This is a genomic window from Anaerocaecibacter muris (assembly GCF_943192945.1).
Classification (GTDB): domain Bacteria; phylum Bacillota; class Clostridia; order Christensenellales; family Pumilibacteraceae; genus Anaerocaecibacter; species Anaerocaecibacter muris.
Genome location: NZ_CALPCE010000010.1, coordinates 1 through 20,038, shown reverse-complemented (window position 1 = coordinate 20,038; position 20,038 = coordinate 1). Strand labels below are relative to the sequence as shown.

General features: G+C 44.5%; 27 protein-coding genes. 2 read left to right on the top strand and 25 right to left on the bottom strand.

Annotation, left to right across the window (positions count from 1 at the left end; all coding sequences use genetic code 11):
* Window positions 1–139 precede the first annotated feature (139 nt).
* The 25 genes from NFR57_RS08340 to NFR57_RS08225 all read right to left on the bottom strand — a co-directional run bounded on the left by NFR57_RS08340 (window position 140) and on the right by NFR57_RS08225 (window position 17,481).
* Window positions 140–697, bottom strand: a complete 558-nt coding sequence (locus NFR57_RS08340; protein ID WP_251183385.1) for a hypothetical protein — start codon at window positions 695–697, stop codon at window positions 140–142.
* On the bottom strand, window positions 678–896 hold the full coding sequence (locus tag NFR57_RS08335; protein ID WP_251183384.1) for a hypothetical protein: 219 nt from the start codon (window positions 894–896) through the stop codon (window positions 678–680). Before NFR57_RS08335 ends, NFR57_RS08340 begins: the two co-directional genes overlap by 20 nt.
* Before the next feature lie 4 nt (window positions 897–900).
* Window positions 901–1,098, bottom strand: a complete 198-nt coding sequence (locus tag NFR57_RS08330) for a helix-turn-helix domain-containing protein (RefSeq protein WP_251183383.1) — start codon at window positions 1,096–1,098, stop codon at window positions 901–903.
* Window positions 1,098–1,565, bottom strand: a complete 468-nt coding sequence (locus NFR57_RS08325; protein WP_251183382.1) for a hypothetical protein — start codon at window positions 1,563–1,565, stop codon at window positions 1,098–1,100. Before NFR57_RS08325 ends, NFR57_RS08330 begins: the two co-directional genes overlap by 1 nt.
* Complete coding sequence (locus NFR57_RS08320) at window positions 1,562–1,942, bottom strand: DUF3310 domain-containing protein (protein ID WP_251183381.1); 381 nt, start codon at window positions 1,940–1,942, stop codon at window positions 1,562–1,564. The genes NFR57_RS08325 and NFR57_RS08320 overlap by 4 nt, the downstream gene beginning before the upstream one ends.
* A gap of 184 nt (window positions 1,943–2,126) precedes the next feature.
* Complete coding sequence (locus tag NFR57_RS08315) at window positions 2,127–2,858, bottom strand: adenine nucleotide alpha hydrolase family protein (RefSeq protein WP_251183380.1); 732 nt, start codon at window positions 2,856–2,858, stop codon at window positions 2,127–2,129.
* Between the two features lie 118 nt (window positions 2,859–2,976).
* Window positions 2,977–3,462, bottom strand: coding sequence for a hypothetical protein (locus NFR57_RS08310; RefSeq protein ID WP_251183379.1), 486 nt, complete (start codon window positions 3,460–3,462; stop codon window positions 2,977–2,979).
* Entirely contained in the window at window positions 3,455–3,649 is a 195-nt protein-coding gene (locus NFR57_RS08305) for a hypothetical protein (RefSeq protein WP_251183378.1), read from the bottom strand. The genes NFR57_RS08310 and NFR57_RS08305 overlap by 8 nt, the downstream gene beginning before the upstream one ends.
* The gene (locus tag NFR57_RS08300) at window positions 3,646–4,254 is read right to left on the bottom strand and encodes an NAD(P)-dependent oxidoreductase (RefSeq protein WP_251183377.1); all 609 of its coding nucleotides are present in this window, start codon (window positions 4,252–4,254) and stop codon (window positions 3,646–3,648) included. The genes NFR57_RS08305 and NFR57_RS08300 overlap by 4 nt, the downstream gene beginning before the upstream one ends.
* 1 nt (window position 4,255) lies before the next feature.
* The gene (locus NFR57_RS08295) at window positions 4,256–5,743 is read right to left on the bottom strand and encodes a DNA primase family protein (protein WP_251183376.1); all 1,488 of its coding nucleotides are present in this window, start codon (window positions 5,741–5,743) and stop codon (window positions 4,256–4,258) included.
* Between the two features lie 203 nt (window positions 5,744–5,946).
* Window positions 5,947–6,648 carry an N-6 DNA methylase gene (locus NFR57_RS08290; protein WP_251183375.1) on the bottom strand — a complete coding sequence of 234 codons (702 nt, stop codon included), beginning with the start codon at window positions 6,646–6,648 and terminating at the stop codon, window positions 5,947–5,949.
* Window positions 6,611–7,021, bottom strand: coding sequence for a DNA methyltransferase (locus NFR57_RS08285; protein WP_251183374.1), 411 nt, complete (start codon window positions 7,019–7,021; stop codon window positions 6,611–6,613). Before NFR57_RS08285 ends, NFR57_RS08290 begins: the two co-directional genes overlap by 38 nt.
* Window positions 6,945–7,343, bottom strand: coding sequence for a hypothetical protein (locus NFR57_RS08280; protein ID WP_251183373.1), 399 nt, complete (start codon window positions 7,341–7,343; stop codon window positions 6,945–6,947). The genes NFR57_RS08285 and NFR57_RS08280 overlap by 77 nt, the downstream gene beginning before the upstream one ends.
* Window positions 7,344–7,347: 4 nt before the next feature.
* On the bottom strand, window positions 7,348–8,061 hold the full coding sequence (locus NFR57_RS08275; RefSeq protein ID WP_251183372.1) for a primase C-terminal domain-containing protein: 714 nt from the start codon (window positions 8,059–8,061) through the stop codon (window positions 7,348–7,350).
* Window positions 8,062–8,146: 85 nt separating this feature from the next.
* Complete coding sequence (locus NFR57_RS08270) at window positions 8,147–8,386, bottom strand: protein kinase family protein (protein WP_251183371.1); 240 nt, start codon at window positions 8,384–8,386, stop codon at window positions 8,147–8,149.
* Window positions 8,383–8,916, bottom strand: coding sequence for a hypothetical protein (locus NFR57_RS08265; RefSeq protein WP_251183370.1), 534 nt, complete (start codon window positions 8,914–8,916; stop codon window positions 8,383–8,385). Before NFR57_RS08265 ends, NFR57_RS08270 begins: the two co-directional genes overlap by 4 nt.
* A 2-nt stretch (window positions 8,917–8,918) precedes the next feature.
* Complete coding sequence (locus NFR57_RS08260) at window positions 8,919–9,968, bottom strand: YqaJ viral recombinase family protein (RefSeq protein WP_251183369.1); 1,050 nt, start codon at window positions 9,966–9,968, stop codon at window positions 8,919–8,921.
* Window positions 9,969–9,971: 3 nt separating this feature from the next.
* Complete coding sequence (locus NFR57_RS08255; protein ID WP_251183368.1) at window positions 9,972–10,727, bottom strand: ERF family protein; 756 nt, start codon at window positions 10,725–10,727, stop codon at window positions 9,972–9,974.
* Window positions 10,714–12,942: a DNA polymerase elongation subunit (family B) gene (locus NFR57_RS08250; RefSeq protein ID WP_251183367.1), complete on the bottom strand. Its 2,229-nt coding sequence runs from the start codon at window positions 12,940–12,942 to the stop codon at window positions 10,714–10,716. Before NFR57_RS08250 ends, NFR57_RS08255 begins: the two co-directional genes overlap by 14 nt.
* Window positions 12,942–13,727, bottom strand: coding sequence for a DNA cytosine methyltransferase (locus tag NFR57_RS08800; RefSeq protein WP_338022279.1), 786 nt, complete (start codon window positions 13,725–13,727; stop codon window positions 12,942–12,944). The genes NFR57_RS08250 and NFR57_RS08800 overlap by 1 nt, the downstream gene beginning before the upstream one ends.
* A gap of 67 nt (window positions 13,728–13,794) precedes the next feature.
* On the bottom strand, window positions 13,795–14,559 hold the full coding sequence (locus NFR57_RS08795) for a DNA cytosine methyltransferase (protein ID WP_338022278.1): 765 nt from the start codon (window positions 14,557–14,559) through the stop codon (window positions 13,795–13,797).
* A gap of 119 nt (window positions 14,560–14,678) precedes the next feature.
* Window positions 14,679–16,067, bottom strand: coding sequence for a DEAD/DEAH box helicase (locus NFR57_RS08240; RefSeq protein WP_251183366.1), 1,389 nt, complete (start codon window positions 16,065–16,067; stop codon window positions 14,679–14,681).
* The gene (locus tag NFR57_RS08235; RefSeq protein ID WP_251183365.1) at window positions 16,058–16,462 is read right to left on the bottom strand and encodes a hypothetical protein; all 405 of its coding nucleotides are present in this window, start codon (window positions 16,460–16,462) and stop codon (window positions 16,058–16,060) included. The genes NFR57_RS08240 and NFR57_RS08235 overlap by 10 nt, the downstream gene beginning before the upstream one ends.
* 275 nt (window positions 16,463–16,737) lie before the next feature.
* Entirely contained in the window at window positions 16,738–17,100 is a 363-nt protein-coding gene (locus NFR57_RS08230) for a hypothetical protein (protein WP_251183364.1), read from the bottom strand.
* Window positions 17,101–17,259: 159 nt separating this feature from the next.
* Complete coding sequence (locus NFR57_RS08225; RefSeq protein WP_251183363.1) at window positions 17,260–17,481, bottom strand: hypothetical protein; 222 nt, start codon at window positions 17,479–17,481, stop codon at window positions 17,260–17,262.
* A 258-nt stretch (window positions 17,482–17,739) separates the two neighbouring features.
* Between NFR57_RS08225 and NFR57_RS08220 the strand changes: the two genes are divergently transcribed.
* Window positions 17,740–18,354: a helix-turn-helix domain-containing protein gene (locus NFR57_RS08220; RefSeq protein WP_251183362.1), complete on the top strand. Its 615-nt coding sequence runs from the start codon at window positions 17,740–17,742 to the stop codon at window positions 18,352–18,354.
* Window positions 18,355–18,486: 132 nt separating this feature from the next.
* Window positions 18,487–20,019, top strand: coding sequence for a recombinase family protein (locus NFR57_RS08215; RefSeq protein ID WP_251183361.1), 1,533 nt, complete (start codon window positions 18,487–18,489; stop codon window positions 20,017–20,019).
* Window positions 20,020–20,038: the final 19 nt, after the last annotated feature.

The window sequence follows — 20,038 nt, the reverse complement described above, 5'->3', positions numbered from 1 at the left end:
ATTTCTTTGCCATAGTTTACCTCCTAAAAGTGATTTATTTTATTTGAGAGAGTGTAAAAAGTGAATTATTTTAGTGTTTTTCTATAAAGTCCTCTATAAGAGAGTAATATATAAGACACTTTACTGAAAAAAGCTATTATTATTCACTTTTATCACTTTCGCTGAAAATTTCAAGACAGCGGTCAATCGCTCTATCCCAACCATACCGACCGCCGCCGACAGTACAACCGATAGGCGGGACGGCTTTCTGCAAGCATTCTTTCACGCCGTTGAGCCGTTTCTGCACTTCGTCCGAAACGCACTTTTCAAAGTATTGCGCCTGATTATAATTTGTTTCGTTTGCGACAGCGCAATTATGCTGTAAGCATTCAATCTGTTCTATGAGTTGCGCTTTCGTCCACGATTGCAAATAACTTCGTGAATATTGTTTAATGTAAATACTTTTGCTGACATCCGAGAACAATTCAACGAGTGTGCCACTGTTATCCATACACACTTTAATGCTTTCGTATAGGGCATTATCAATCGCCTGAATAAGATCGCTCCAACAATCGTTGGCAGGGGAAATATTGTATTTTTTGAGCCATTCAAATGCGGCGTGTTCTGCCTTATTATAAAGGATGTCCGCAAAGTGGTTCTGAAACGCAACGCTGACCTTTAATTTGCCGAATTCCGTATTAGAGTTGAGTGTTTCCATAATTTTTCTCCTGTCTTCCTATAATTAGCGCGCTATAAACGATAGCAGATATTTCATCGGTAACAACCGCTGATTGATATTGAATTTCTACGGCTAAACCGCTATTTTGCAGTTCTTGTACAGCTTTCATAGTTTTTTCTGCAAAGGTGGTTTCGTCCGTTGCGGCGGTATGTTTTATTTTTACTATTGAATTTTTCATACTTTTAATTCTCCTTTTCAAAAAGTAAGAGTTCCAAGCCCATAGCATCGGCAACACGAGCCGCCTTAACCAAAGACGGGATAGCCTTGCCGTAGAGCCAAGATTCGATTGTGGTTTTCGGGATGCCCGAAGTTCTTGACACTTCGTAAGCTCCGCGCCGCCGAATTTCCTTTAAGAGTTCGTCAAGAATTTTTGGTTTCATTACTTGCCTCCGTCCAACAACATTACTTTCGGCATACCGCCGACACGATAAGCCTTGTCAATCTGCGGTAAAAGATTTTCCGCCGCAGTCTGTCCGTTGGGTAAGACAATGTTCGCCATAAATTCTTCCTCGAACACGCTAATGCCGCTTTCGACCGCTTCCAATTTCGCCTTAATAACGAGAGCGAGAGCGCGCCATTTCTGCCGTACAGCCTGTTCGTAGGCTTTTATCTGTGCATCCGCACTTCGGATTGTACGGCGTTCGGGAGTAAGTCTGAACTGATCGCTGTTCCTGTCCGGGAGAATAAGCATAAACTTAATCCGTTTGCCGTTATACTCAAACAGAATTACAGCCATTAAGCCCTGCCACATATAAGCAAAACTTGTTGCGCCATATCTGCCGAGAGTGGTTTCTATTTCCGCCCGTGAGCGTTCCGAACTTACCGTTGTTTGTTCTGCATAAATCATTTATCCACCTCGTACACATTGAATTGTCTTTGAAGAATGTCTTTTACGGTGGAAAGCACTTCTTCAACGGTTAGGGTATCGCTCTTATCCTGATAGGCAAATGCGCTTTCAATCGCCTGTGCAAATTGAATAGCGACGGTTTCCTGCACTTTGTCATTCGGATGCTTACCCGTAATACGCTGAATTTCACGGTTTAAGTACCATACGGCTTTACCTAAATCCGTTGCTTCGTCCGCGCCGTTTTTCTTTCCAGCACGAGCTATGTACTTTACGGCGTTACCTTTGTGAAAATCGAGCCGTTTGTCTTCGATGAAGTCAATTACTTCGATTTTTCCGTCCGTGTAGTGAGAGGGGTGATTGATTGTTTCGTAGTTCATAGAATTATTCTCCTTTTTGTCGTATGCACGACGTTCTTTTTCATATTTACAGGTGCAGATACACCGATTGACGAAGAATTGCATATCAATAGCGGCATCATACGCACTATTGTTCTGCGATAAGTATTCGTCCGATTGCTTCTTCCCGATAGGGCATTCGTTGATACAGTAAAGGCTATAAGTTTTATCCATTTTTCCGTTTCCTGTGCTTTGGGATGTAACCGTTTATGAATCGTTGTTCTAAATCAAAAATCGAACAGTCTTTCTTAAACGGTCTATGGGTTTTTGCTTGAAGTTCTTTTAATCTCTCCCAATATTTCGGTAAGTATTTCCAAATATTGTATAGCTCCCATAGATTTTTATTAGCGCAACACCAACACGAAACACGGTCGAGTATATCGTACAAATCAATACTGTTTTCTTTCCAACTGATACCTTTATCACGGCAATAATCAAGGCACTCTCTCTCTGTCATTTTCCACTCTGCAAGGGGAAATAGTTTATAAGGCTTCCGTTCCTTAATTAGACGTTCGGTTTCGTCTGCTGCTATGCCTACATAACATTTTGCATTTTTCGCTTGACAGTATTCATCAAGAGCTTTTAACTTTGCGGTAGTTCCCCAACGGCAGCATCCACCGCACCACGAATATCCTTTATGTTCGTTCGGTTTTCCAACATTGACGGGTTTTTCAAACATTGTGTAAAGAAAAGAGCATTTAGGTTCTAATCGAGTACACTTTATTCCGTGTCTTCCTGCATAGCATTTTAGCAATAGCCAATTATCATAGATGCACTTGAATTCCATATCCGTATCGTAAAAAACGATTTCGTCCAAAGGTTTCTTTTCCTTGATTAAGCGCAAAACCATAGCTAAACTATCTTTGCCGCAGGAACAACTTGCTATGTAATAATTCATACTTCCTCCTAAATAGGGATTTTATAGGGCAATTTCTAACGCTTTGCTGTCCGTGTCTTGCGAAACGCTTTCGGTCGAGCAACTGACCGATTCGGGCTTTCGGGCGTTACAGGGCAAATTACGGGCTTGTAGGAGCATCATTTACGCCGTATTTTTTGTAAAGTTCAACCAACCACGCACCACCGTAATGGGTAGATACTTCATCCAAAATTTCTTTCGCAATTTCAGGTTTTACAAGCTCACGCATTTCGTCCAAGCCTTGCTGATATGCGTTAGCCGCATTCTTCCGTAAGAGCGCATTTTCGGCGGATAGCCGTTCTGTTTCCTTTTCCAACATATTTACATAGCCGAGTGGATAAAGGTCTTTACTTAATTTCGGTTCGCTGTATAGGTGAATTGTTTGCTTCCGTTCTTTCCAAAAGTCTTCCCGTTCTTGCGACCATTCGTTAAAATCGATCCGCTTGATATGCTCCATTGAAGTGCATACGATTTTACCGATAACACGATAAACATTATCGGTAGTTACTTTGTAAACATACAGCACATAATCGTCAGCGATGATACTGTACTTCCTGATATATAAAAGATAGGTTTGATTAGTCATTACTTTTTCTCCGTTTTATCTTGTCGCAATTTCCTTTGCAGTTCGGGTTATCGCAGTTAAGGCAGGTTTCGAGATTTGCTTCGTCAATCGTCTTTTGCGGTTTGTATGGTCTATCTTCCAAAACCGCCGATGCTTTGAGCGTTATCCTATGCCGCCCTGTGCTTACATATTCTTCGCCGTGCTTCATATCCACTTAATCTCCGTACCGCCGTAATTGCCTTTTTCCCAAACGAACCAAGCGTAGGCAACGGCAGAGCCGCCCGTATCTTTCATCCGTTGAAAATCGCCGTTCTTTGCGCATAAAACCCGTTCGCTGAAAACATATACGGTTTTCGGGGGATATTTGCTGAAAAGTTCTATGTATCGAGCTTTGCCCTCTAAAAAGGTGAGCTTCAAAAACATATAGACCTTTCTTCCCGGCTTTATCAACTCTAACGCCCGTAACACAAATTCCTTTGCGTATTTGTACGGGGGATTTGTGAGAATGTCGCAGGTACAGGGGGGGGGATTCGCCGTTAGAAAATCTTTGACCTGCGTTCCCGGATAACCCCTGTCAATAAGGTCGGAAGAAAAAACCATAAATCCGTTTTTCTTCAACCTGTCCGACAGGTGTCCTTGTCCGCAAGCGCACTCCCAAATAATCCTGTACGGCTTTTCCGCCGCCAATAGCTTATCAATCGCTATCGGATCGGTAGCGTAATAATCGTTGTCTTCACGCTCCGCTTCGGTATGGTTGGATGCGCCGAGAGCTTTATATATCGAATTGCCGTTTCCTTTCCAATCTTTTGCCATATCAACCTCTCAACTCAATACCCTTATAAAACGGGTAGCCATCACGCATAACTTTTCCCTTATGCAGTTCGGGATGCTGTTCCATCCCTGCATTAAACTTCTTTGCGCTGCAAACGAAATAGCCGTTGCTTTTACACCATATCTTGTAGGCATCGTAAAGCGTTTTCGCCCTGCTGCCCGTTTCGGAGCTGATACAGCGTTCTTCCAAAAATTGCAACACAAGGTCGTTATCTTTTTCGTACTGCTTAATAACGGCTTTCATTTCGTCATTCATAGCAAGTCCGAAACGCTTGTATTTGAAATATCCTGCAAGAAGCCAAGTGAAGATACCCATAACGGCTTCTTTCGTCCTAAATACTTCCTTGAGGTTGATATCACGTTCTTTTTCGGAGAAGTGCCGATTGAATTCAATCACACGCACACGATCCGAAGCAAATAAGGATTTGTCCTGAACGGCAGGTAAATCATTACAGGACAGCCACATTGTGAACTGCGGAAGATATGTCATCATCGATTCGTACAGGTTCCGGGCGGTTATTTCTTCGCCGCCCGTAAGCTGCTTGATTACTTCTTCGTCCAACTTTCCGTACTGATCGCTTTCCGACATCGACACGAAACGCTTACCTTTAAGAGCGGCGATTGTCGGGCTTGCTGCTTCTGCGTTCTTTGACCTATCCGATTTGCAGATAATCGAAACGGGAGATACGGTCGCATAATCGCCTAACAGGTGGTGGATAGTTCCGAGAAGCGTACTTTTGCCGTTACGGGTAGTTTTCCCGTGCAGGATGAACATACATTCTTCCTTGCAAACGCCGAGCATTGAATATCCTAACGCCCGTTGTAGGTAGTCCGCTTTCCCGTTATCGCCGCAGGTTACTTCGTCTATAAACTTTTCCCAACGGTCGCAACGGACATCTTCGGTAGCCGTGTACTCAATGTTGGAACGCATCGTCAAGAAGTCGCGCCAATTATGTTCACGGAAAGTCATTGTTTCAAGGTCGTAAGTTCCGTTGATGCAGTTGATAAGATTCGGATTGCTGTCGAACATAGCAACAGGAATAGGCTTTACCCCTGTTGCATCTTTCATAAGCCTATCCCTAAACCGTCTATCACCCATTTTGGAAACGAATTTGAAATAGTCTTTGCGTTTGCTTTCGTCTGCGATTTCGCCGCAGTAGAGAGCCATAAGGCGCGTAAATTCCTTTATCTTTTCTGCAACAAGCAGAGAGCCGACATCTTTTTTCCAATACCCGTTGTCATAGGTGTACCACGATTTGTTTTCGGGGCAGAAGCGCGTATCATTTTCGTAACATTCCGAAAACAGTTCCGCCATACCGCTTTCATCCCAAGAATAGCCGCTGTTGTTCGCCTGATATGCTTCGGGCTGAACGCTCTTTATGTAAAACATTTTTGCCGAAAGGTCTTCCGACATAATGTATTGTCCGTTTTTAAGTTGGAACAGTTCGGGTGTTATAGCTTCGTTGCTCATTGATTACCTCCGTTCGTTATCCATTATCACTTCGATATAGGAAATGATTTCGCTCCCGGATTTACCGAACATTACCGCAGTATAAACCAGTAGATACATCCGAGTGTAGGAAAGTCTGCCGCTATATCGCTTTATTAGGTTGAGAAAAGGTAGTTTATCTCTACGCTGATCTAACCCTATCGCTTTGAAAAATTGCTTTCTTGTCATTTGTTGCCTCCGTGTACCGTGCCTTTGAGTAAGTGCCTAAAACGCATATATTGAAAAATATAGGCAGGAGTTTTCCATTGACCGCCGATAAGCTCCATCGTGAGAGCATCGCGCTGTTCAACGATAGCAGGTACACCTGCAAGCGATAATTGTATGTAGCAAGCGTGAACACACCTGCTGTCAACATCACCTGCAACGGTGAAGCTGTGCGCCGTGTAATTGATACCGCAGTCGTTTTGGAGCGTATCCATCGCCGCAAGTATCATTCCGCCGCTTCCGCAGGTAGGTTCGTAGAGAGTGATAATATCCTCTTTCAAACTATCGCTGCCTTTTAAGGTGAGTTCGGCGGAGAGCTTTGATACGCTGTACGGCGTGAAGAATTGTCCTGCCTTTTTGTTGCTTGTATCGCTTGCCATATAGAGTTCGCCCAAGTAATCCGCAAACCCGTTTTCGGGCATTTGCGTAAGCGTTATCCATACCAACGCAAACAGCTCCGCCATAATGTCAAGGTCGCACTTATCGTACTTTTTGACGATTTCAAGGTATCGCTTTTCACGCTCATCACGTTGCGGCGTATCTACCATATTTGAAAGGCAGATAGCCCAACACTCAAAGCAATCCGAAAGAACTTCGTGTTTATGATGCCGATTGCTGAATTTATCAACAAGTTTGAGCATTTCCTGTACTTTGCTGTTCATCTTTAATTCTCCTAATTCTGTCTATGATTGAGCCAATGTTTGAGCAGGTATAAGGGGATAGGCGTTCCTTTGCAATACCGAAGTAATGTTCGTTGAGTTCAACGCCTTTCCCGTTTCTGCCGTTTTCGGCGGCAACGAGAAGATGACTGCCGCTTCCCATACAAGGATCGAAAACCATATCTCCCTCGTTGGTATTATCCAAAATCAACTCTCTCAATAATTTGTGGTTCTTTTCGGTCGGATGCAGTTTGCTTGTGCCATTAGGGTACTTGAAAACCACATTTTTGCACCGCGCATTAAACACTTTCGAGCCTTGCTTTTTGAACCATACGGCGAATTCCACGCCGCTTAAATAAACGTACTGCCCGTTCATAGGGGAGGGATTTGATTTCTCCCAAACGATAGGTCGGCAACTCCCCCCCCCCAATCGAGGTAAAGAATTTATGTATTTCGCTAAATTGTTCCCGTCCGCAGAATATACAGATATTGTTTTTCGTTATTCTGTACACTTCCGAGAGGAAGTCCGTTAGCCCAAAAGTCAATATGTCGGCTTGCTCTTTTGTGAGCTTCCGTAAGCCGTTGTCGCTCCGATTTACTTCCCCGTATGGAATATCGGTTAGCGTAAAATCAACGCTGTTATCCGCCATCGTAGGCATTATTTTCAGGCAATCGCCGTGAGTGATCTGAACTGACATATTTTCACCTTTGATACTTCGTTACGCTGTTTACAATGGTCTGTATTTCACGCGCCGGGAGTGGCGGTGTACACGCTTCTTGATTGCAACGGAGCAGTTCGTAGTAGATTTGTTGTTTCGTGTAGCCCCTGCTGTGCAGTTGCCCTGCAAGGGAAGTAAGGGATTGATTTCGTAAGCCCTGCGCTATTTTGGGATAGGTCGGTTTTAAGGAAATTTTGCCGTTTGCAGGTTTCTCAAAAACGGGGGTATAGAATGCAGGTGCTTTTTCAACCGTACCGTCTTCACGCACTCTGTCGATTTCGGGGAAATACTTCTCAACGATATAATCAATAGCCGCCTGATTTTCAATAAGGTCTTTATACACAAGCATTCTGCCCGTTGTGATAAAAAACCTGCCTTGCTGATAAATTTCAACGCCCTGCCGATTGTTCTTTCCGTTAAACGGCAATTTACCTTTGACATAGATATGAATTCCTCGTCCGCTCCGAGATTTCTCCGTGAACGATTTACACGCTTTCATAAGGTCTATGCTCAAATCCGAAAGAAAACCTGTCGAATCAAACCCGTCATCTACATCAATTCCGACAATGCCGTTATCGTTAAACACGAATCCCACATAGTCGTAAGTTCCGTTTTCAACGGCGGCTTTCGCAATTTCAAAGTCGCTCCAAGTAGTCGAATCGATGGATGATGCCGCTTTTTTTTCGTATGCTTTCATCGGAAGTTTTGAATTGTTCCAAGCACATACCCATTGTTTCAAGTCTGTTAATTCTTTTGGGATATTCTCGAAAGGATTACTCATATCAATCACCGCCTTGTATCTTTCTGATAGTTCCCACAAAATCTTCGAGGGTAGGAGGACGATATACACGCCCTCCGTTTTTCACAAGCCGTTTATCGTCTTTCACGCTTGCCGCGCCGAAGCGAAAAGCAATGAACTTTTCGTTTATGCAGACGAACAAGCTATCCTTAACAACGGTATGAAAAATACCCTCCGATTTGCAGTATTTAACGCAGTTTAGCAGTAGTCTGTTCTCTCTCATTTCCTACCTAAAATGGAAGCCAAATCCACCTTTTTGCCGGGAGCGGCGGCGGTTTTCGGCGTAGTGGCAGGGGTAGCCTTTGCAGGAGTAACGGGGGCTGCTTTCTTCGGTGTGGCAGGTGCAGGAGCGGTGGCGGTTTCTCCGTCTTCGTACTCGTCCGCCTGCGCCTTACTTCCCAAGCGAGAGAATGTAATATTCTTGTTAGGATCGTTCTTGTTCGGCTGAACATCGTGCGTTACTTCGCATTTGATAAAGCAACCAACCAAATCTTCGTGGTCGATTTCTTCGAGGTCGAAGTTCTGCAAACAGATTTTTGCAAACAGGGAGAAGATGCCGATTGCAATTTCGTTGGGTTCTCCGTTAGATTTGACGAAATTGAAACGCTCGATATGCGTATAACCCTCTTTCGTCTTCATCGTGATTTCGAGTTTGCCGAAGTCTTCTTTGTAGCTTACCGCTTCAATACGGAAAATGTGAGTTCCCTCCGGGCAGACAGCGAAAGTGCTGTCGGAAAGTGCGATTTTTGCCATAATTATTTGTTCTCCTTTTTAATAGAATTTTTTGTTAAACGATAGCCGATTTTCGGCTTGCTGTACTTGTCAAGCAGTCCGTCCGCTTTGAGTGCGGTTTTGTCGATTTCGGTGGATTCCGTTTTCGCCAACTGCCAAACATAGGTGCTGCCGCTGATAGTTACTTTCGTATCGCCATCACGGAATTGCGACATAGCGTGTTCTTTGATTTGTTCGGTGAGAATTTTCAGACGGTCGGTGTCGGCTTTCATTTCCGCTTCTGCCGCATCAATCTTCGCTTGCAGGGCTTCCGCTTCCGCAATAATGCCGTTTATGTCGGTGTCAGGATTGAGATTGTTCGTGCGTAAAACTTTAAGAATTTCCGCATCCGCCTTTTCGTCATAGCAGGGGGATATACCCGTTTCCACGAAGTCCGCCCACCATTGCCGCGCAGGAAGTATGTAGTCTTTTTCAAAGTTCGGATAGCGTTCACTCAATTTGAAAGGAACGGTTATCGTATTCTTTGCGCTCGGAACGAATTTTTCGGGTGCGGCGTAGTCCGATTCTTCGAGGAACGAACAAATCATTACCACGCTGTCAACGCCGAGCAGATAAGCGTACAGAGCCGCTTGCAGGGCGTAATATTCGGGAATTTCACCCTGCCAATCTTCGGCGCGTTTCGTAGTCTTGAATTCGAGAACGGAATACACATCGCCGTTTTTGTTCACCCTGATTGCATCCCACATTCCGCCGAATATCGGATCGCTCTTGAAAAAATCGCCGTAGGTTTTGTTGAAGTAGTCCGCGCCGTATATATCTGTCGGCGTTTTTGTGTCCGTCATATAGTAGGATTTCTTCATAAAGGCAATCTGCTTCGGTTCGATTGCTTTACCTGCTTTGGTGTAAATTGTATCTTCAAAAGGCTCTTGATAAGTCTTCGTGATTTCACACCAAACGGCGAAAGGGGTAGTCCACTTGTTAAGCCCGAAGATTGCCGCCAACCTTGTACCCGTGAGCTTCTTCGGGCGTTTAGGCGGCTGTACTTTGATTTGCTTTGAGTTAAGCCATTCCATACCTTATTCCTCCGAGCCATTGACAACGGTGTACGATTCGACAAGCTGACCGAGTTCGGTGATAAGCGTTTCACACGCTTCCTTGCTGATATTCGTGAGCTTGTCCGTTTCGACAACGATTTGCTGAACGAGCGATTCCTGTTCGGGATCGAGTTCGAGAAGCTGTTCCATAACATTTTTCAGAGCTTCGATTTGAAGTTCGTCTGCCTGTCCTGCGCTGTCAACCACTTCGTTTTTGATTTCTTTGCGCTTTTCGGGCGTAACGGGAGCTGCCTTTTTGGGCGCAGGTTTCTTCGTAGTAGCCTTTGCTTCGGGTGCGCCAACATCTCCGTCAAATCCGTCCGCTTCGACAATATCGAGCGCGGTGATATAGAGATAGCGGCGTTGGTAGGTTTCAACCGAACCCAAGTTCTGAACGGCGTTAGTGAGCTTGCCGCCCGTCCTGCTCGATTCGATAGAATCAATCTCTTTCATAGGGGATTTGAATTCAATCGTTTCGGTAGGATTATCGGTATTGACTACCGTCATAAGCGCGTATTCGTTCTCGAAAGTAGTCAAGAACAGAAGCCCGATTTCGTTTCCGATTTCGGTAGCAACCGGCACGATGTCTTCAAGCTCAAAATACTTGAATTCAAGGTGTCTATTTACGCCCGTTTTCTTCACACCTGCCGTAAGGAACATTTTCCTTGCGAGTAGGAGTTTTGCGTACACGTTCAAATCCGTGTATGTGCCTTTGCTGTTGTTGTTAGTTACTGCCATTTTTAACCTCCAAAATTTTATTATTTATTTTTTTAGCAGCTAAATTTAAGTACCGCATTCTTTCGGAATCGCTGAATTCACCATCGCCCTCGCAATCGCTTGTTTGGTAGATCGTTTCTCTTTCACCGTCCGAATGAATGAAGTCAACCCTAAATGTTCCCCACCTCAAACGAAGATAGCCAACCTGCTTGCTCTCCCAATCAAACACTTCGTATTGTTCAGGGCAAGCATAGCTCGTTTGTTGTAAAAACAATCCGTCAATCTTGTAGCTCGGCATAGGTTCTTCCTCGTAGGTGTACGGGCGATAATCCGTTATGTCGATTGCTGCCGCAGGTTCGGTTTCTTTCGGCTTCGGTTTTTCGGGCTTCTGCGGCGGTTCTTCGCAATTCAGAGCTTGCAGAATTCTCCGCCTGATAGCCCTTATTTTGTTACCGTTAGGCTTCTTAACCACAATGCCGAGAAAGTCTTTGATATACTTCTTCGCCAAGCGGATATACCACACTTTGTCGATGTCCTTTACGGAGAGCTGATTTTCGTTGTCTATCACGCAATGGTCGGGAAGCCCTGCAATTTTGTTGTCGTTGCTTTTCGTAGCGTGTACTTTGTACAGCGTTCCATTTAGAACGTCGGGAGAAGCGTACACACGGTTACAACGCTGTATAGGCACTTTCACGCCGTTTACGATATGAAACGCTTCGGTGTACTTGCTTGATACCTTTGCGACAAGCTGAAAAGCGAGTATGTCCTGACATTCGTTTATCGTCTTTTCAACGGGCGTATCGTGGACGAAATATTCCAAGATAGCCTTTGCAACGATAGTAGCGTTATTGTTGATATTGAACGCTCCTGCCGGAGCAATTCCCCGTACCAACTGACCGCCTTTGATTTTTGTTCCACCGTCCATAGCGATTTCGATATAGTTATTTACATCCTTTTGAACGATTTCTTTGATACAGTCTTCTTCAAGTTCAAATCCCGTGCGTTCCTGCCATTCCTTGCAGATTTGCGAGAATGAAACGAGGTCGGAATTGTCAAGGCTAACCATAATACCGTCCGTATTGAGCTGAATAACCTTTAATGTAGGGCAATGTGCAACGAGGTTGAAAGTGAGTTCAAGCAAACGGAGCTGCCCCGTAATACACACGCTTCTACCCATAAGCGGATCGTAAAGGTCGTTGTACTGATTGAGCATTGCGCCGTAGGTCGTATTTGCAACGAGCTTCAAGGCATTTGCCGTAGCCTTATCACCCGTCTTTTTAGCCAACATACGCTTTTCAAGCATTGCCGCATAAATGCTCGGATCGGGGATGTTTCGGCTACAATACCCGTCCAAAGTCATTAAATGGGGGTAGTAACTTGCAACATCTTGATTGCGGATTGAGCGGCTTTCCGTAGCCTTTTCCCGATAGGAGGGGATAGCTCCGTGTATTCCGCCGTAAGCAACCGTGCATTCGCATTCACCGATTTTGAATTCATACTTGCTTGCGAATATCACATCGTCCGGGATAGTCCTGTCGTGCAACTTATCGAAGAAGTCGAACACTTCCTGCGGAATGTATTCACGGAGTAAATTTTCGGGATATACATAATCGCGCTCGTCCGTGTATTCCGCCACAGGTTTTTGAGCATCAAGATAGCTTGCGGTTAATTTTGCGTTTGTCATATACAACGCTTTGGTGTCGGGAATACCTTTTGCCCTGCCAAGCGTGAGTTTATTTTGCAGATAGTTTTCACGCAGTCTGAACAGCCTTTCGGTAGAATCGACATCGTATTTGCAGTAAAGAATTGTTTCGTCAAGTTCTTCCGTAGTAAGCGGTCTGTCAATATTGAAGTCCACTTCGGATTCTTTGATATTGATACCTAAATGGGCTTCTATGGCTTTCAGAGATAATCCCTGTTGCATATCGTCCATAAGGTCGAAGCTGTCGAAATAGCACTTATGCGCTTGAATGAAAGGGTGTTCCCAACCATTCCTGCCGCCGATAATAAAGTCATTGATACCCTTTATCGTTTCGTTGTCGGCATCGCACAGGACAGCTTTCAGAATGTGATTGTCGTACCATTTGTTATTGAATCCGGCAATCACCTTGTCTTCTGTCATAAACCCTTTCACGGCATCGTTATCATTGTGAATAACGGTGTATTCGCCCGTTTCAAGGTCTTTGAACACGAATAGCCAATCGTACTTAAAAACTTCGCAGTCGAATATGTGCATTAGCCTTTACCTCCGATTTTTCGTAGTAGCTGCTTTCGCAGTTGTTGAGCTATACCCTGCATAACGAACAGCACACAAGGGAGAGCCATTCCGTTGCCCCACATTTTGTATTCGGGCGCATCCTTATGAACAACGCCTTTACACCACCAATCGGGCATTCCTTGTAGCCTTGCGCATTCAGTAGGCGTTACACGGCGGACAATCCATTTTGTGTTGAGCAGATAGGCTATAACTTCTCTTTCCGTGCCGTTGCGCTCTCCGCAACCTTTATAATAACTTGCATCAAGCGTTCCTGCCTTATCGCCGTGAAGTCCGACAGGATAACAAACTGCGCCCGGACCTTTCGCAACAAGCGTGTGAGCAATTCCTTTATCGTCTATGCCGATATTGAATTGTGCGTTTTCGCCCTGATTGAACGCCGCTCTGTCAATCGAATAACATAAGCAAGGCGGATGTCCTTTGTCCTGCGCCCGTAATGTCGGGCTTTTCTCGGCGTTTAGTTTAGTGCGGATTACTCCGCCGCCTTGATCGTCAAGCAATATGTACGGTAGGCATACTGCCAATGCCGCCTGTCCTGTTTTCGGGTTGCCGGTTGATAAGCACGGCGCGACATTTTCGCTTGATATGGCATCTTGCAAAATGTTTAACGCCACGCAGGGTACACCGTCTTTGTCGATGTGTCCTGCAAGCAGGGTTTTAGCTTTATCGCCCGTCAAGGTCTGATTGAACGTGTCAACACCCTCTGCGACAAGCAAGAGCGGTGTATTTCCGCCGCCCGTTCCCATACGGGAAGTTAATGTTTGAATTATGTTATCTGCATTGACGGTTACTCTGCTGTCGGCAGGATGATTGTCAAGTGAGATTACAGGGGGGGGGATTAGTCGTAGCTCTTGCAGTTCCGCTTCCGTCAATTCCCCCTGTTGGATAAGGGCGATAAGTAGAAGCAGGGGCAATTCCGTTCCACGCTTCACGGCTCTCCGCAAAACGCCTTTGCAAGCCTTTTTGCTCAAATAGTATTTCTCCGGCACTTCCGCCTGTAAAATCTGCCACAAGGAAGATTCTTCTACGGCGTTGGGGTACTCCCCAAAATTGTGCATCGAGTGTTCTCCAAGCGATTGAATATCCGTCTGCCAAGATAAATCCTGCTGTGCGCCACTTTCCGCCCGTAGGTCGAGGAATAGCGGTTGAACTGTCTTTGATTTTGCAGAATTCTTCGAGGACGATTCGGAAGTCTTCGCATTTGTTGGAGCTGAATGCTCCGGGAACATTTTCCCATATTGCGTATTTTGGATATTTTCCATCGGTCTTTTCACGCATCTCCTTTATGATTCTCACGGCTTCCAAAAACAAGCCTGACCGCTCTCCGTCCAACCCTGCTCGTCTTCCTGCAACGGATAAGTCCTGACAGGGCGAACCGAATGTGATAATGTCAACGGGCGTTATTTCGTTTCCTTTGATTTTCGTAACATCGCCCAAGTGTTCCATTTTCGGGAAACGCTTTTGTGTTACTTTTATCGGGAACGCTTCGATTTCGCTTGCCCAAACAGGCACTATGCCGAATACCGAACCTGCAAAGGGGAATGTTCCTGCTCCGTCAAATAAGCTGCCTAATGTCATTTCCGATCCTCGTATAAAGTCCACATAGCAGCCTCTCTCTCGGTGAGCGGTATTCCGAGATTGATTTTTGCTTCTATCTTTTTCAAGATTTCTTCTAATGCTGTCATAGCGATACTCCTTTAATCCTCTACAAAATAACAGCCGTTCTTTTTGTAGGTGGTACACCGCTTTTTGTACGCCTTGAACAGATAGCGAATATCGTCCACGAAGTCGTAACAGATAGGCGGTTGTTTGTTGTTACTTATTCGGGCTATACGCCCGATGCTTTGCGTTATTACAGCATAATCCTTTTGCGGCGTTGCCATAAATAACCGTTCCAAGCAGGGAATATCCAAGCCCTCTTTTGCGAGTGAGTATGTTGCGAATAGGTATTTCTTTCTGCCCGTGCGCATATCTTCGATAGCCCGTTTCCGTTCTTCCTTGCCTTTTTTCGTAGTCATTTTTCCGTCAACCATTACAGCCTTAATTCGTAAAGTTAAAGGGAGCGAGTTCATCAAGGCTTCGAGATGGTTAAGGCGATCCGAGAGTATAAGCGCAGGGTGTTCTGCATTTTCGATAATACAATCGGTGATAAGCTGATTTCGTTCAGGGCTTGTGCATAGGTGAGTGATGAGCTTCGTATAGCATAGCGTTCCGTCCGTATTCAAGCATTCGTGTGTGAGCTTAACGGGAGTGCCAACGGGCTTTATTCCTACCTGCATAATCTTGTCTTCCACAGCTTCTCTCGGAACGCTGTAAACGATATTTCCGAGTAAAGCATAGGTCGCTTTGATTAGCCCATCGCTTCTATGCACGGTCGCAGACAATCCGTATTTGTTACGCGCCGACAAGGAATTCAAAACCTTGTAGAACTGCGTTACGGCGGTCGGCGTTCCCGTACACCTATGACATTCGTCAACGATAATCAAATCCCAAGTGTATTTGTACTGTGCCAAATCTAAATTACACATTGTTTGAATAGTCGCAAAGGTTATTCCTGCGCCGATATTCACTCTGCCCTCTGTGATAGTGCCTAACAGCGATTTATCTATGTACAGTTCGGCGCGTTCCTTACTTTGGTCGAGCAGGTCTTTGGTGTGTGTGAGCCATAAGGTCTTAACACCCATTCTTGCAATCACCGCAATTCCCATTTGCGTTTTACCGCTCCCGGCAGGGCTTTGAAGTATGCCGTAATATTCTCCGACAAGCGCATCAACCGCTGTTTCCTGATAGTCGTAAAGAGGAACATTCGCTCGATAATCAACACGCGCCGTATTTCCGAACACCGTTCTTATCGGACTGCCCTCAATAAGCGGCAGAATATCGCGCAAACACCCAAAAGGGATAAGCAGGTCGTTTCCGTCAATCTCGAACAGGAATAAATGCGAGGGGGTGTTACCTATCCACAAGTGCATTCGTAGCTTCTTCGAGTAGTCGGGGTTAGGAAGAATTAAGTTATCACGACACCAGCTCATAACTTCGTCTGTCGGATCGGTTATTCTGATTTTGCTGCCGATTTTTACTTGCATTTTTCCAACCACCTTTCAAGCGTAGGGAGCTTACGGATTTCGCTTGCCGGGAGAGCGGAGCGGATATTTCGATTGAATGCGATTTGTGCGTGTGAGAGCATATAAACTTCGTCCTCGAATAGTAGAGCAAACCAACCAACTTCGTTGCCGCAGTCCGCCCACAAGAGCATTGAACTGTCTTGATTTTCTTCTACCCGTGAATACGGAAATTCTTTACCCGAACACACTTTGCAATCTATCAAGTATGCCGCACCGTTTCTTACGGCGATTACATCCGCAGGTTGCCCTGCTTGGTTTTGCGCAAGGTTATGAACCCAAAAACCATTAGAGAATAATTTCTCGCAAAAAAAGGCTTCAAATTCATTACCCGATTTTTTATTCGTCTTTGCTTGCATTTGCTGATGCGCCGAATAATTTTCCCAAACCTTTTGTTAAACTGTTAATCGCTGATTTTTTAGCTCGTTCTGCACCCTCAATCAAGCCCAACAGTCTAACAGTATTGCATTCGGTGAGTAAATGTACGGCTGTTCCTCCTGTTTGATCTTCGCTTTCTGTACTTACAGCGGCAAGGATTCCGTCTGTGTCGATGTCGGTGATAATGTCTTCACCGTGCTTAATAGTGATGTGAAACGGTAGTGTTTTTTTGGTCGGTCATTTTTGATTCTCCTTATTATTCAAAATATTTACAGTAAAATTCTGTATTGTTGTCTTTGAACTCAAACGCATTAACGCTTTCATCGAATGAGAGAGAGTGTCTTACGGCAGTTTCGATATTTGCGATAAGTTCGTCCGTAAAGTCCTGCCATTTCTTGTCGTTTTTCCGCAATTCTTCGGAAAAACGAGGACGAACATCTTCCAACACTTCACGAAGCGGTTCAACCAATTCGCCATCACCCAAAGCGTAGTCAATTTCGCTTTCGATTGTTTCAAGCGGCTTGTCGAATTCTTCGCTTAATTTTGTGCAACAGCCGTTATTGAAATAACGACACCACCGACAACGGTGATAAAGTGCATTTTTAGCTTCTTCTGTCATTATGGGATTCTCCTTTCCATACATAGGGTTTGCCGTAGTTTTGCAAGTACCACTCCTCAAACGCTCTGCGATGTTCTTCGTTCTCAAAATAGGCTCTTGCAGCTCTACATACTAATCTGCCGAGTACAGTCTGATTTTCTCTCGGAATTTCAACCGTACTCATACCTGCTTCTTTTTCCAATCCTCGTAGTCGCTCAAAATCTGCAACGATGCGGATATGATTTTGTCTATCTTTGCACCCGTGCGAGAACCGCTCAAAGCAGAACTCAATTCCGCTTTGTCCGTAGCAACACCCTTGTCGGCAAGCTGATTGATTAGCCATACCTGCGAAAGATTGTTGTTCAGAAGCATAATGCGTATCTTATCACGCTCCGCTTTCATAGAAAAACCTCCTTGATTTTCAAAATTTATAAACAACAATCGTTGACATTTAGTGTTCGTAATGGTATAATGTTTTTGCCACAATTCAAAAACCATTCAAGAACTCTTGACCGTAAAGCAACTCACGCAGAGAGTGTTTTTCTTATGCAATCTGCCAACGAAAGTTGTTTATACGCCTATTATAATCCCTATTTAGGAAGATGTCAAGAGTTTTTAGGAAAATTTTTGAAAATATTTTCCCTATTTAGGAGAATTATTATGAACACCGAACTTCTTAAACTTCGCATCAAGGAATTATGCAAGAAAAAAGGCGTGAGCCAAACCACCGCTTTTATTGAGAGCGGCGCAGGGAAAAACTTCCTTTCTAACCTACCGAGTATTAGCCAAAAGAACCTTGTACTTTTAGCAAGGTATTTCGGAGTAAGTGTTGGTTATCTTACAGGCGAAGAAGATGAAGAAGCCTATGCCCGTAAAATTATGGGGCTTGTTGCGGAATGGTTGATAGATAATGACTATTCCTATAACGAGAGCGATACGGCAATCACCATAAGCAAGAACGGCAAAACAATGAACTTCGCTTACGGCGATTTTATGCGTGAGAGCTTACGCATAAAAGAAGTATCGGAAGATGGATTTGAACTTGCTATGCTGAATTGGGAACGTGTAAATTTCACGAATGATAACTCCGTTCGTTCCAACCACCTGTTCAATGCAATAAACGAAAGCCCGAATGCCACGCTGACGATTGCCGAGAATAACGGGTTTTCTAAACAAGAATTAGAGTTGGTTTCGGTATTCCGCTCTTTGGGGATTAAAGAACAAGCAGAATTTATCACATACCTGTTAAAATTAAAAAGTGATAAAAGTGAATAATAATCGGTTTTTTCTATAAAGCTCTCTATATATTTATTCTTATAAGACACTTTACTGAAAACCACTAAAATCATTCACTTTTATCACTTAAAAACACACTTTTGGAGCAAAATTATGGATGTTGTATTATATATGAGATACAGTTCCGATAGGCAAAACGAACAGTCTATTGAGGGGCAACGGCGCGAATGTGAAAAGTTCTGTGAAGCCAACGGATATACCATTGTCGGAGAATATGTAGATCGCGCCCTGACTGCGACAAAGGATGTCGAAAAGCGTGTTGAGTTCCAACGAATGATAAAGGACAGCGACAAGAAACTATGGCAAGCCGTTATCGTCTATAAGTTAGACCGCTTCGCCCGGAACAGGTTCGACAGCGCAACATACAAAGCAAGGCTTAAAAAGAACGGTGTGCGCTTGATTTCCGCCACTGAAAATATCACCGATAACCCGGAGGGAATTATTCTTGAATCCGTGTTAGAGGGTATGGCTGAATTCTATTCACGGGAGCTTGCGCAGAAGATTACAAGAGGTATGCACGAATCGGCTCTGAAATGTAATTCCTGCGGCGGACACATTTCATTAGGTTATAAAATCGAGAATAAGAAGTTAGTCATTGACGAGCGCACCGCGCCTATCGTCCGAAAAGCGTTTGCAATGTACGCAGCAGGACAAAGCGTTGCTGATATTTGCCGAGTGCTTAACGGCGCAGGTTATCGGACGAAAACAGGCGCAGAATTCAACAAGAACAGTTTTACCTCGATGTTCCGCAATAAGAAGTATATCGGACAGTACAAATTTATGGATATAACGGTTGAGGGCGGCGTTCCTGCAATCATTGACGAAGACACTTTTAACAAGGTACAGGAACGGCTAAATAGCCACGCAGATGCACCTGCACGGGGGAAAGCTCTTGTTGATTATATGTTGTCGGGAAAGCTCATTTGCGGTCATTGTAACGAAGTTATGACGGGTACGGCAAGCACAAGCCACACCGGGCGTAAATACTTCTATTACACTTGCGCAGGGCGGCGCGGAGAGCGTAACAACGGATGTACCAAATCACCTATGCGGAAAGAGTGGTTAGAAAAAACCATAGTGCAAGATACATTAGAGTTGCTCACACCCGATATGATAGAACACATTGCCGATATAGCAATTCAGGCGGCGGAGAAAGAAAAGGCGGAAAAGACTGCCATTCCCACCATAGAGAACGAAATTGCCGACATAGAAAAAACCATTGCAAGGCTTCTTAAATTAGTCGAGAACGGCGCAGAATCGCTCACATTAGCCAACCGCCTTAATGAGTTAGAGAAAGACCGCAGAAACGCAGAACGGCGGCTTGCAAAGGAAAAAGCGGCTGTCATAAAGTTAGACAAGCCGCAGGTGATTTTTTTCCTTACCGAGTTTACAAAAGGGAACGTGGACGATCCCGAATTCCAACGGCGCATTATAGACCTGCTTGTTAATTCCGTTGTAGTATGGGATGACACGGACGATCCCGGCACGTTCAAATTTACTATTACCTATAATCTCACGCCGAAGAAAACAAAGACAATTACGGTGAAAGACCTTTCAAAATCGAAGTGCGTATTTCACCCCGACAACTCCACCATCTGCTTGAAAGGGCGCGTCTTGCGCTCTTTTTGCATATCGTGCAATTAAAATAATATTTATGAGGTTA